This is a genomic window from Lysobacter sp. GQ73 (genome assembly GCF_059758755.1).
This window is the reverse complement of record NZ_JCAXEE010000004.1, coordinates 426,909-439,707: the sequence shown is the minus strand read 5'-3', so window position 1 is coordinate 439,707 and position 12,799 is coordinate 426,909. Positions and strand designations below refer to the sequence as shown.

Here is a 12,799-nt window from a genome sequence, read left to right as displayed (position 1 = left end):
CGACGCGGCCACCGTGGGAGCGGCGCGAGCCGCGAGCGCGTTATCGCACGGTGCGGCGTCCTCGGGAGCTTGCTGCGAATGGCTGATGCGGTGGAGGTCGCTGGCTTCGAATCCGCACGCCCCGCCCTCACGCCGCAGCGACGCTGGCCGCCACATGCTCCAGCCGCGTCACCCACCGTCCCCAGGAGGGCAAGCCCATGCTAGGCGGCATTATTTCCACGATCATCATCGGCGCGGTCATCGGCGTTCTAGCGCGCTTCTTCAAGCCCGGCGCGGATCCGATGGGCTGGATTCTCACCATCCTGCTCGGCATCGCCGGCGCCTACATCGGCAGCCTGTTGTACGCCGGCGGCGGGCTGATCGGCCTGATCGTCTCGATCATCTGCGCGATCGTGCTGCTGTTCCTGTACGAGATGATCCGGCGCAAGACAGCCAAACCGTGAAGCGGCGGCGGCATTTACGCGGCTGAGAACAAAACACCCTGGCTCGGGCCGGGGTGTTCGCTTGTCGCCGCGGACGATCTCAATCGCGCAAGTAATCGATCACCCGTTGCGCCAGGACTTGCGCGTCGTCTTCCAGGGTCTCCAGCCGCAGCTCGGCCGCTTCGGGCGCCTCGTACGGCGAGTCGATGCCGGTGAAGTTCGGGATCTTGCCGGCGCGCGCCTTCGCGTACAGGCCCTTGACGTCGCGGCGCTCGGCCTCGGCCAGCGGGGTGTCGACGAACACTTCGACGAATTCGCCGTCCTCGAACAACTCGCGCGCAAGTCGGCGCTCGGCGCGGAAGGGCGAGATGAAGCTGACCAGCACGATCAACCCGGCGTCGGTCATCAGCTTGGCGACTTCGGCGACGCGGCGGATGTTCTCGACCCGGTCCTCGTCGGTGAAGCCCAGGTCCTTGTTGAGGCCGTGCCGCACGTTGTCGCCGTCGAGCACGAAGCTGTGGTGGCCGAGCGCGTGCAGTTGCTTGTCGACCAGGTTGGCGATGGTCGACTTGCCCGAGCCCGACAGGCCGGTGAACCACACACATCGCGGCTTCTGGTGCTTGCTGCGCGCGCGCGCGGCCTTGTCGACGTCGACCGGCTGCCAATGGAGGTTGCCGGCGCGGCGCAGGGCGAAATCGAGGGTGCCGGCGGCGATCGTAGCGTGGGTTTGGCGGTCGATCAGGATGAAGCTGCCGAGCTCGCGGTTGTCGAGATAAGCCTCGAACGCGATCGGCTGGTCCAGGCTCAGGTTGCAGTAGGCGACCTCGTTGAGTTCGAGGTGCTTGGCGGCGAGCTGGGCCTGGCTGTTGACGTCGACCTTGTGCTTGATCTCGGTGACGCTGGCGCTGACCGTGCGCGCGCCGATCTTCAACCAGTACGAGCGGCCCGGCAGCAGCGGCTGCGCGTCCATCCACAGCAGGTGCACGGCGAACTGGTCGGCCACCTGCGCCGGCCGCGCGGCATTGGCGATGACGTCTCCACGGCTGACGTCGAGTTCGTCGGCGAGAGTCACGGTGACCGCCTGTCCGGCGCCGGCGACATCGAGGTCGCCGTCGGCGGTGACGATGCGCTGCACCCGCGAACGGCGGCCCGAGGGCAAGGCGACGACCTCGTCGCCGGGCCGCACCGTGCCCGCGGAGATGGTGCCGGCGAAGCCGCGAAAATCCTGGTTCGGGCGGTTGACCCATTGCACCGGCAAGCGAAAGCCGAGTTCGGCCGCGCTGCGTTCGGTATCTACCGATTCCAGATGCTCGAGCACGCTCGGGCCGTGGTACCACGGCGTCAGCGGCGAACGTTCGGTGAGGTTGTGGCCGTGCAGGGCCGACAACGGCACCGCGGCGACATGTTCGATGCCGAGCTGCGCGGCGAGCTCTCGGTATTCGCCGACGATGCGTTCGAACACGGCCTGATCGAAGTCGACCAGGTCCATCTTGTTGACCGCCAGCAACACATGGCGAATCCCGAGCAAGGACACGATGTAGCTGTGCCGGCGAGTCTGCGTCAGCAAGCCCTTGCGCGCATCGACCAGCACCACCGCCAGGGCGGCGGTCGAGGCGCCGGTCGCCATGTTGCGGGTGTACTGCTCGTGGCCCGGGCAGTCGGCGACGATGAACTTGCGCTTCTCGGTGCCGAAGAACCGGTAGGCGACGTCGATGGTGATGCCTTGCTCGCGCTCGGCGGCCAGCCCGTCGACGAGCAGGGCGAAATCGATCTCGCCGTTCTGGGTGCCGTGGCGACGGCTGTCGGCGTCGAGCGCGGCCAGTTGGTCGTCGAACAGCAGGCGGGTGTCGTGCAGCAGGCGACCGATGAGGGTGCTCTTGCCGTCGTCGACGCTGCCGCAGGTGATGAAGCGCAGCAGGCTCTTGTGCTCGTGCTGCTGCAGGTAGCCGGCGATGCTGGCGGTGGCGGTGGCGGTGGCGGTGGCGGGACTCGGGACTCGGGACTCGGGACTCGCGAATGTCACCACCCTTCCTGATGTCTCGATCGCTTCCGCGTTGCCGCGTTCGGCAGGCTCCATTTCGGTCTGTTCCAATTCGGTCTGTTCCAATTCGGTCTGCTCCAACTCGGTCTGCTCCGGCCCCGGCTCCCGACTCGCGAATCCCGGTTTCATCAGAAGTAGCCCTCTTGTTTCTTGCGTTCCATCGACGCCGACGGGTCGTGATCGATCACCCGGCCCTGGCGCTCGGAGGTGGTCGCGACCAGCATCTCGGCGATGATCGCCTCGAGCGTGTCGGCCTCGGATTCGATCGCGCCGGTCAGCGGGTAGCAGCCGAGCGTGCGGAAGCGCACCTTGCGGGTCTGCGGCATTTCGCCGTCGCGCAGCGGCAGGCGCTCGTCGTCGACCAGGATCAGGCTGCCGTCGCGTTCCACCACCGGGCGTTCGGCGGCGAAATACAGCGACGGCACCGGGATCTTCTCGCGGTAGATGTACAGCCACACGTCGAGCTCGGTCCAGTTGGAGATCGGAAACACCCGCACGCTCTCGCCGGCATGGATGCGGGTGTTGAACAGCGACCACAGCTCCGGGCGCTGGTTCTTCGGGTCCCAGCGGTGCTGCGGATTGCGGAACGAGAAGATGCGTTCCTTGGCGCGCGACTTCTCTTCGTCGCGGCGCGCACCGCCGATGGCGGCATCGAACTTGTTCCAGTCCAGCGCCTGCTTGAGGCCCTGGGTCTTCATCACGTCGGTGTGGACGCTGGCGCCGTGGCTGACCGGGCCGATGCCCTGGGCCAGGCCGTCGGGATTGATGTGCACGCGCAGGTCGACGCCGGTCTCGGCGGCGCGGCGGTCGCGGAAGGCGATCATCTCCGCGAACTTCCAGCCGGTATCGACATGCAGCAAAGGAATCGGCGGGCGCGCCGGATAGAAGGCCTTGAGCAACAGGTGCAGCAGCACCGAGCTGTCCTTGCCGACCGAGTACAGCATCACCGGGTTGCGGAACTCGGCGGCGACCTCGCGCAGGATGTGGATGCTTTCGGCCTCGAGCCGGTCCAGATGACTCAACGCCTGCGCGGGCAGCGGCGGCGGAGCGGACAGCGGCGGGCTCAGGTCGGGTGACGCACTCATGCGGGCGGACTCATCAAGGCGGCGGAGCGGAGGTGGCGAACGGGCGACGCTCGCCGCCCAGGGTACCGGTCGCTGCGGCCGCGCACGGCGGAAAGCAGGCTGATCGAGGCGGACGCGCCGCGCTCGGGGGACGCCCCGGCCCGGCCGGACCGGCGGCTGGGCGTGCGGCCATTAGAATTCCCCCGGTTTCGGGGAGGAAATAAGCGCCGGGCATGAGCGCATTACCGAGCATCCTTTCCGCGGCGCGGGAGCCGCTCGTAGCCTGCAGTTTCCCGAAGTCAGAAGCCGACCGCCGTGCCCGCCGCCGCCCTGTCCGCTCCAGCCGTCTCCGCACCGCCCTCGCTGGCCACTCCGCTGCCCGCGGATCGGCTCGATTCGCTCGTCCGCCTCACCGAGGGCCTGGACCACAACAGCCTGTGGTGGTTGTCCGGCTATGCCGCCGGCTTGGCCCGCGCCGGCGCCGGCAACCTCGCTACCCTCGCGGCGCCGGCCACGGCGCCCGCGGTCGCCGCGCCCGAGGCCCGCGCCAGCGAGCGCCTGACCATCGTCTACGGCAGCCAGACCGGCAACGCCAAGCGCTTGGCCGAGCAGCTCGCCGGCCAGGCCGAGGCCGCCGGCCTCAGCGTGCGCCTGCTGCGCGCCGACGCCTACCCGACCCGCGAACTCAAGAACGAACGCCTGCTGTATGTCGTGATCAGCACCCAGGGCGACGGCGATCCGCCGGACGACTCGCGCGGCCTGATCGACTTCATCGCCGGCAAGCGCGCGCCCGAGCTCAAGGGCCTCAGCTACGCCGTGTTGGGCCTGGGCGATTCGAGCTATCCGGATTTCTGCGCGATCGGCCAGAAGATCGACGCTCGCCTCGGCGAGCTCGGCGCGACCCGGCTGTTCGCCCGCGGCGACGCCGACCTCGATTTCGAAACCGTCTCCACTCCCTGGCTGCAGCAAGCGCTGAGCCAGGCCAAGGAAGCGCTCAAGCCGGTCGCGACCCACCTGGCCACGGTCACGCCGCTGCGCCCGCTCGCCACCGCGCCGGCCTTCCATCGCGACGCGCCGTTCGCCGCCGAACTGCTTAGCAACCAGCGCTTGATCGCGCGCGGTTCCGACCGTCTGGTGCCGGACAAGGACATCCGCCATATCGAGATCTCGCTGGAAGGCTCCGGCCTGCACTACCAGCCCGGCGACTCGCTCGGGATCTGGCCGCGCAACCCGCCGGCCCTGGTCGAGGCGGTGCTTGGCACGCTCGAGCTCGACGGCGACACCGGCGTCGAACACGGCGGCCAGTCGCTGCCGCTGCGCCAATGGCTCAGCGAGAAGCGCGAGCTGACCAAGCTGGCGCGTCCTTTCGTCGCCAGCCATGCCGCGCATGCGCGCAGCGACGAACTCAACCGCCTGCTCGCCCCCGATCACGCCGCCCAATTCGCCGAGCTGCTGGCCAGCAGCCAGGTCATCGACCTGCTGCAGCGCTACGACGGCCAGTGGTCGGCCGAGGAACTGGTCGCCGCGCTGCGCCCGCTGACCCCGCGCATGTATTCGATCGCCTCCAGCCAGAAGCTGGTCGGCGACGAGGCTCATCTCACTGTGGCCCACGTCGAATACCAGAACGCCGGCGCCACCCGCTGGGGCGCGGCCTCGCACCTGCTCGCGAGCGCCGACGAAGGCCAGCGCCTGTCGGTGTTCATCGAACACAACGACCGCTTCCGGGTGCCCGCCGACGGCAGCCGCGACGTCATCATGATCGGCCCCGGCACCGGCGTCGCGCCGTTCCGCGGCTTCGTCCAGGAGCGCGCCGCCGACGGCGCCAGCGGCCGCAACTGGCTGCTGTTCGGCAATCCGCATTTCCGCACCGACTTCCTCTACCAGGTCGAGTGGCAGGCCGCGCTGAAGGCCGGCCAGCTGCACAGGCTGGATCTGGCGTTCTCGCGCGACCAGGCGCAGAAGGTCTACGTCCAGCATCGTCTCGCCGAGCACGGCCGCGACCTGTACGACTGGCTGGAAGGCGGCGCGCACCTGTACGTGTGCGGCGACGCCTCGCGCATGGCCAAGGACGTGCATGCGGCGCTGCTGGCGGCGATCGCCAAGCACGGCGGCAAGGACGAGGAAGCCGCCGAGGACTATCTCAACGAATTGCAGCGGCAGGGCCGCTACGCCCGGGACGTTTACTGATGCAGCCGTTTCGCCATCGCCATTTGTTGGAATCGGGCCGCGCGTCGCAGGCCGATGCGTCCGGCATCGTGTCTACTGCGCTCGACGGCGCTGCCGCGAACGGCATCGCCGAGTACGAATCGTCCGCAACCGGATCGCTGCTTGCCCCGGCGGCCCGGATGGAACGAGGCGACCACACCGCACCGGCAGCACGCGCCGAGCAGAGCGCTTCGCCGGATACGGGCCGCGCTCCATTCGGGCTGCATCCGCTCGGCGCCCCTGCGCAGCGTTTCGCCGCGACCGCCGGGGCGCCGGCATGAGCGCGCATTCGGTCGAAGACATCAAGCGTTCCAGCGCGCGCCTGCGCGGCAGCCTGCTGGAAAGCCTGGCCGATCCGGTCACCGGCGCCCTGCGCGACGACGACCAGACCCTGATCAAGTACCACGGCAGCTACCAGCAGGACGACCGCGACGTGCGCGAGGAGCGCCGCCTCGCGCGCCTGGAGCCGGCCTACAGCTTCATGATCCGCACCCGCACCCCGGGCGGCGTGGTCACGCCGGAACAATGGCTCAAGCTCGACGCCATCGCGACGACATATGCCGAACGCGGCCTGCGCATCACCACCCGCCAGGCCTTCCAGTTCCACGGCGTGATCAAGACCGAGCTGAAGCCGACCATGCAGTCGATCAACGCCGCCTTGATCGACACCCTGGCCGCCTGCGGCGACGTCAACCGCAACGTCGCCGTCGCCGCCAACCCGCAGGTCTCGGCCTCGCATGCGCAGGTGTTCAAGCAGGCCGCGGCGCTGTCCGAGCACCTGCTGCCGAACACCCGCGCCTATTACGAGATATGGCTGGACGAAGAGCGCGTCGACGGCAGCGGCAGCGAGGACGAGCCGATCTACGGCAACGCCTACCTGCCGCGCAAGTTCAAGATCGGCTTCGCCATCCCGCCCTACAACGACGTCGATGTGTTCGCCCAGGACCTGGGCTATATCGCGATTCTGGCCAAGAACGCGGACGGCGCCGACGTACTGCTCGGCTACAACGTCACCGTCGGCGGCGGCATGGGCGCGACCCACGGCGATGCCGAAACCTATCCGCGCGTCGCCGACGTGATCGGCTTCGTCACTCCCGACCAGGTCATCGCGGTCGGCGAAGCGGTGGTCACCGCGCAACGCGATTACGGCAACCGCGCCGTGCGCAAGCGCGCCCGCCTCAAGTACACCATCGACGACCGCGGGCTGGCCTGGTTCAAAGCGGAAGTCGAACGCCGTGCCGGGTTCCCTCTCCTCCCGGCACGGCCGTTCGCCTTCCGTCATAACGGCGACCGCTTCGGCTGGGTCGAGAGCGAAGCCCGCGCCGACGGCGAGGCGCGCGCCCATCTGACCCTGCGCCTGCCGGCCGGCCGCATCGTCGACGGCGCGCTCGACGGGCAGGGTCCCGAGCTGACCCACCTCAGCGGCCTGCGCGCGATCGCGCAACTGCTCAGCGGCCACGACGGCGCCGAGTTCCGCATGACCCCGAACCAGAACCTGGTGGTCGCCGGGGTGCCGTCGGCGCTGCGCGCGCAGGTCGATGTGCTGGTCGCCCGGCACGGCCTCGACGCCTATCGGCAGGCCAGCCCGCTGCGCCGCAACGCCCTGGCCTGCGTATCGCTGCCGACCTGCGGCCTGGCCATGGCCGAAGCCGAACGCTATCTGCCGGATTTTCTCGGCCACGTGGAAGCGCTGTTGGCGCGCCATGCGATCCCCGATGCCGCGATCAACCTGCGCATCAGCGGCTGCCCGAACGGTTGCTCGCGTCCCTACCTCGGCGAGATCGCCCTGGTCGGCAAGGCCCCGGGCCGTTACAACCTGATGCTCGGCGCCGATCACCGCGGCCAGCGTCTGAACACCCTGTACCGCGAAAACATCGCCGAGCCGGAGATCCTGGCCGCGCTCGACCCGCTGTTCGCCGCCTACGCGAGCGGACGCAACGACGACGAAGGTTTCGGCGACTACCTGGTGCGCAGCCAGGTCGTGTCGATTCCGTATCCCACTCCCACCGGTATTCCGATCGCACTAGTCGCAGAGGCGTACGCATGAGCGCTCCCACCGATCCCGTCACCGCCGCCGAATCGCCGCGCGCGTTGGCCGAACTCAATGCCTGGCTGGCGACGCAGAGCGCCGAGCAGCGCGTGGCCTGGGCCCTGGAAAACACCGCCGGCGAGCACGCGCTGTCGTCGAGCTTCGGCGCCCAGTCGGCGGTGTCGCTGCACATGGTGACCCAACAGGCGCCGCGGATCCCGGTGATCGTGGTCGACACCGGCTATCTGTTTCCGGAGACCTACCGCTTCATCGACGAACTCGGCGAGCGGCTCAAGCTCAACCTGAAGGTCTATCGCCCGCAGATCGGCGTGGCCTGGATGGAAGCGCGCTTCGGTCGCCTGTGGGAACAGGGCCTGGACGGCATCGAACGCTACAACCGCCTGCGCAAGGTCGAACCGATGCAGCGTGCGCTCGACGAACTCGGCGTGCGCACCTGGATCGCCGGGCTGCGCCGCAGCCAGTCGGGCAGCCGCGCCAACATCGAGTTCCTGCAGTTGCGCGACGGCCGCTGGAAACTGCACCCGCTGGCAGACTGGAGCGACCGCGACGTCTGGCAGTACCTGCACGCCCACGACCTGCCGTACCACCCGCTGTGGCACGACGGCTACGTCTCGATCGGCGACATCCACACCACCCGCCGCCTCGAACCCGGCATGCGCGAGGAAGACACCCGTTTCTTCGGCCTCAAGCGCGAATGCGGCCTGCATTTCGACAGCGAACCGGTGGCGGAGCATCAGGCGGCTTGATGGGCCGGCTGTTCCGCGAGCCGGCCTGCCTTTACCTTCCCCCGCAAGCGGGGGGAGGTGGCCCGAAGGGTCGGATGAGGGCGCGAGATGCGGCGAAACCGCCCGCTCGCATTCCCTCGCCCCAACCCCTCTCCCGTGAACGGGAGAGGAGCTCTCGCTAGGTCATGGTGGTTTGCGCAGTGGCTGGGACGGATAGCCAGTCCCCGTGCCCCTCGTCGAGAGGAAACGCTTGCGCGGCACTCTTCAGCAGCTTGGCAGACCGCTTACGAACTGATCGGTTGGGTCAGCTCGGTCCAGGTCGGGGCTTTCGGCCACTGCGGTTCCAGGTTGCCTTCGAGCACGCGGCGCAGGTCGCGGCGGTCGATCTGCGGGGCCAGGCCGTGCAGCAGTTCCAGCGCGTAGTCGCGCAGCACGCGCGCACGCGGGATCACCGCCCAGGTGACGCACTCGGGAAACGCGTCCGGTGCGATCAATGCCTTGAGGTCGTCGTCGCGCGAAGTCACCGCCATCTCGGCCAGCACGCCGACGCCCAGGCCGGCGCGTACGTAAGTCTTGATCAGGTCGGCGTCGCGCGCGGTCATCGCCAGCTGCGGCTCGTGGCCGCCGGCGGCGAAGGCGCGGCGCAGCGAGGATTCCGGACGGGTCGAGGATTCGTAGCTGATCAGCGGATGGGTAGCGAGGTCGGCCAGGGTCGGCGCGCGATCGAGCTTGGCCAGCACATGCGTGCGCGGCACCAGCACCACCCGGCGCCAGCGGAACAGCGGCACGGCCAGTCCGCCCTCGGGCGCTGCACCGGCGGTGCTGATCACCGCCAGATCGGCGTTGCCGTGCGACAGGTGCGACAACACTTCGCCGTCGGCGGCGGCCTGCAAATGCACGCTGACCTGGGGGAAGTCGCGTTTGACCTGGGCGATCACCGGCGGCAGTACGTAGCGCGCCTGGGTGTGGGTGGTCGACAGCACCAGGCGGCCGGCATGCTGGCCGCGCTCGTTGGCGGCGTAGGCGCGGATGTTGCCGGCTTCTTCGAGTATGCGGCGCGCGTGTTCGAGCACGCGCTCGCCGGCCGGCGCGATCGCTTCCAGGCTGCGGCCCTTGCGCACGAACAACAGGAAACCCAATTCGTCTTCGAGTTGCTTGAGCTGCTTGGACAAACCCGGCTGGGTGGCGTGGACGCGCTCGGCGGCCAGGGTGATGTTGAGGCCCGAATCGGCAATGGCGACCAGGTAGCGGAGCTGGGTCAGGGTCATGGCGTGGCTATCCGTACGGGTAAAGGATCGGCGGCGGAATGTCGGCGCGGGCGACGACAACAGCCCGCGCCGTGGCGGAGCGGGTCGTGCGGCCGGGACATTCGTTTGCGGATCGCATCCACGTCTTTATCGCTCTATTCGGATATAACGATTTATAGGTTATTCGGCGTATGGTCGGCTTGTCCAGCCCCTGGGCGGCCCGGCGGGGACTCATGCCGTGACGGCATGTGCAAAGGCGGCGACGTCATTTCCGGCCCCGCCCGACGGGCCGTAGGGTCGTCCCATCGTCCCCGGATTGTCCCCCCGCCGCCATGACCAGCTCCCTGTTCCCCGTGTTTGCCGACCTGCGCGGGCGCACCGTGCTCGTGGTCGGTGGGGGCGCGGTCGCGCTGCGCAAGGCCGGCGCGCTGCTGGAGGCCGGCGCCCGGGTCCGGGTCGGCGCGCCCGAACTGGCCCCCGCGCTGGCGGCCTGGGCCGACGAGGGCCGCATCGAGCACCTGCCGGGGCATTTCGTCGAAGACTGGCTGGACCAGGCCTGGCTGGCGATCGCCGCGACCGACGACGCCGCGGTCAACCGCCGCGTCGCCGACGCCGGCGAAGCGCGCCGGGTCTGGGTGAACGTCGTCGACGATGTCGAGGCGTCGAGCTTCCACGTCCCGGCGCGGGTGGTCCGCGGCCCGGTGCAGATCGCGATCTCCAGCGGCGGCGGCGTGCCGATGCTGTCGCGCCATCTGCGCGAAACCCTGGAAACCCAACTCGACGAATCGCTCGGCGCACTCGCGCAGTTGTTGTCGCGCGAACGCGAGCGCATCCGCAAGCACTATCCCGAACTCGGTGCGCGCCGTCGCTTCTTCGACCGCGTGCTGTCGGGCCCGATTCCCTCGCTGCTGCGCCAGGGCCGCGGCGAAGAAGCGCAACGCGCCTTCGTCGCCGCGCTGGTCGAATCCGATGCAGCCGCCGCGCAAGTCGGTTCGGTCGCCCTGGTCGGCGCCGGCCCCGGCGACCCGGGCCTGCTGACCCTGCGCGGCCTGCGCGTGCTCAACGAAGCCGACGTGATCCTGCACGACCGCCTGGTCAGCCCGCAGGTGCTGCAACTGGCGCGCCGCGACGCCGAGCTGATCGACGTCGGCAAGCCGCTCGCCGGCACGCTGTCGCCGGCGAGTCATCACAGCACCCAGGAGCGCATCCACAGCCTCATGCTCGAACATGCCCGCGCCGGCAAACGCGTGGTGCGGCTCAAGGGCGGCGACCCATTCGTGTTCGGCCGCGGCGGCGAAGAACTCGAAGTGCTGCGCGACCACGGCATCGCCTTCGAGGTGGTGCCCGGCATCACCGCCGCGCTGGCCTGCGGCGCCTACGCCGGCGTCCCGCTGACCCATCGCGAGCATGCGCAGTCGCTGCGCCTGGTCACCGCCCACCTCAAGGACGCCAACGACGGCCTCGACTGGCGCGCGCTGGCCCAGGAAAAGCAGACCCTCGCGGTGTACATGGGCGTGTCCGGGCTCGATGTATTGCGCGACAAACTGATCGAACACGGCCGCGCCGCCAGCACCCCGTTCGCGCTGATCGAAAACGGCTCGCGCCCGGAGCAGCGCGTGGTCACCGGCACGCTCGCCGAACTGGCCGAACGCGCCCAGGCCCACCGCGTGCAGTCGCCGGCGCTGTTGATCGTCGGCGAAGTCGCCGCGCTGGCCGCCCGCCTGCACTGGTTCGGCGACGTGCCGCTGACCCAGCTGCCGACGCCGGCCGAAAGCTACGCCGTAGCCGCCTGACCGCCCTCATTCGCACCCACGCCACGGGAACTCACTCATGCCCCTGTACGACAACATCCTCGACACCATCGGCAACACGCCGATCGTCAAACTGCACCGCATCGCGCCGAAGCACGTGACCCTGTACGCCAAGGTCGAATCCTTCAACCCCGGCGGTTCGGTCAAGGACCGCCTGGCCCTGGCGATCGTGCTCGACGCCGAGCGCAGCGGCGCGCTGAAGCCGGGCCAGACCATCGTCGAAGCGACCTCCGGCAACACCGGCATCGCCCTGGCGATGGTCGCCGCGGCGCGCGGCTATCCGTTCGTGGCGGTGATGACCGAGACCTTCTCGATCGAGCGCCGCAAGCTGATGCGTGCCTATGGCGCGAAAGTGATCCTGACCCCGGCCGCCGAGCGCGGCACCGGCATGGTGCGCAAGGCCGCCGAGTTGGCCGAGAAGCACGGCTGGTTCCTCGCCCGCCAGTTCGACAATCCGGCCAACCCGGCCTACCACCGCAACACCACCGGTCCGGAAATCCTGCGCGACTTCGCCGGCAAGCGGCTCGACTATTTCGTCACCGGCTGGGGCACCGGCGGCACCCTCAGCGGCGCCGGTCAGGTACTGAAGCTGGCGCGCCCGGAGCTGAAGATCATTACCTCCGAACCGGCCGGCGCATCGCTGTTGAGCGGCAACGCCTGGCAACCGCACAAGATCCAGGGCTGGACCCCGGACTTCGTGCCGGGCGTGCTCGACCGCGGCATCGCCGACGAAATCCGCCCGGTCGATGACGTCGCCGCGCGCGACACCGCCCGCCGCCTGGCCGCCGAGGAAGGCGTATTCGTCGGCATCTCCGCCGGCGCGACCGTCGCCGCCGCGCTGCAGGTCGCCGAACAGGCGCCGGAAGGCGCGGTGCTGCTGGCGATGCTGCCGGACACCGGCGAGCGTTATCTGTCGACCTTCTTGTTCGAAGGCGTGGCCGAAGGCTCCGACGACGAGTGGCTGGCTTCCCTGGATCGGGAGGAGTCGGCCGCGGCTTGAGCAACAGGCGGGGCGGAGCCGAGCGCGGCCTTCCAGCGCGCACGTGCCGCCGCGTCGGGACGGCTTCGCGCCGGACCCGCCCCGCGCTTCTTATCCAGCAAGGCGTCATGCGGTAACGAATGGCGGCAACCGGGCACCCGTAGGGCGGGGCTCACGACGGCGAGGCGCCGGAAGCAGCGGTGGCGACTGCATCCGGAACAACGTCGGCGTGGGCTTCGCCCTACATCTTTTGTC

10 protein-coding genes are annotated in these 12,799 nt (G+C 69.3%); 7 read left to right on the top strand and 3 right to left on the bottom strand.

All coding sequences use genetic code 11. The features are described 5' to 3' along the window. Positions 1 to 197: 197 nt before the first annotated feature. Positions 198 to 443, top strand: coding sequence for a GlsB/YeaQ/YmgE family stress response membrane protein (locus AC6CH2_RS14475; RefSeq protein ID WP_435396443.1), 246 nt, complete (start codon positions 198 to 200; stop codon positions 441 to 443). Positions 444 to 522: 79 nt separating this feature from the next. Here the strand turns inward: AC6CH2_RS14475 and cysN are convergent, their stop codons facing one another. Beyond that, positions 523 to 2,592, bottom strand: a complete 2,070-nt coding sequence (gene cysN, locus AC6CH2_RS14470; protein WP_498269824.1) for a sulfate adenylyltransferase subunit CysN — start codon at positions 2,590 to 2,592, stop codon at positions 523 to 525. Continuing rightward, complete coding sequence (gene cysD, locus AC6CH2_RS14465; RefSeq protein WP_498269823.1) at positions 2,592 to 3,548, bottom strand: sulfate adenylyltransferase subunit CysD; 957 nt, start codon at positions 3,546 to 3,548, stop codon at positions 2,592 to 2,594. Before cysD ends, cysN begins: the two co-directional genes overlap by 1 nt. A gap of 309 nt (positions 3,549 to 3,857) precedes the next feature. Between cysD and AC6CH2_RS14460 the strand changes: the two genes are divergently transcribed. From AC6CH2_RS14460 to AC6CH2_RS14445, 4 genes are read left to right on the top strand one after another with little or no spacing between them, the layout of a single operon-like run. Further along, entirely contained in the window at positions 3,858 to 5,714 is a 1,857-nt protein-coding gene (locus AC6CH2_RS14460) for an assimilatory sulfite reductase (NADPH) flavoprotein subunit (RefSeq protein WP_498269930.1), read from the top strand. Next, positions 5,714 to 6,013 (top strand): hypothetical protein, encoded by a 300-nt coding sequence (locus tag AC6CH2_RS14455; RefSeq protein WP_498269822.1) that lies wholly within the window; start codon positions 5,714 to 5,716, stop codon positions 6,011 to 6,013. Before AC6CH2_RS14460 ends, AC6CH2_RS14455 begins: the two co-directional genes overlap by 1 nt. Further along, positions 6,010 to 7,779 carry an assimilatory sulfite reductase (NADPH) hemoprotein subunit gene (gene cysI / locus AC6CH2_RS14450; protein WP_498269821.1) on the top strand — a complete coding sequence of 590 codons (1,770 nt, stop codon included), beginning with the start codon at positions 6,010 to 6,012 and terminating at the stop codon, positions 7,777 to 7,779. Before AC6CH2_RS14455 ends, cysI begins: the two co-directional genes overlap by 4 nt. After that, positions 7,776 to 8,528: a phosphoadenylyl-sulfate reductase gene (locus AC6CH2_RS14445; RefSeq protein WP_498269820.1), complete on the top strand. Its 753-nt coding sequence runs from the start codon at positions 7,776 to 7,778 to the stop codon at positions 8,526 to 8,528. Before cysI ends, AC6CH2_RS14445 begins: the two co-directional genes overlap by 4 nt. Before the next feature lie 263 nt (positions 8,529 to 8,791). Here the strand turns inward: AC6CH2_RS14445 and AC6CH2_RS14440 are convergent, their stop codons facing one another. After that, positions 8,792 to 9,775 (bottom strand): LysR family transcriptional regulator, encoded by a 984-nt coding sequence (locus AC6CH2_RS14440; protein ID WP_498269819.1) that lies wholly within the window; start codon positions 9,773 to 9,775, stop codon positions 8,792 to 8,794. Positions 9,776 to 10,086: 311 nt separating this feature from the next. Here AC6CH2_RS14440 and cysG point away from each other — a divergent pair, with 311 nt between their 5' ends. Together cysG and cysK are read left to right on the top strand one after the other, a co-directional pair. Next, positions 10,087 to 11,547 carry a siroheme synthase CysG gene (gene cysG, locus AC6CH2_RS14435; protein WP_498269818.1) on the top strand — a complete coding sequence of 487 codons (1,461 nt, stop codon included), beginning with the start codon at positions 10,087 to 10,089 and terminating at the stop codon, positions 11,545 to 11,547. Between the two features lie 37 nt (positions 11,548 to 11,584). Further along, a complete protein-coding gene (gene cysK, locus AC6CH2_RS14430; protein WP_498269817.1) occupies positions 11,585 to 12,565 on the top strand; it encodes a cysteine synthase A in 981 nt (326 codons plus the stop codon). Positions 12,566 to 12,799 lie beyond the last annotated feature (234 nt).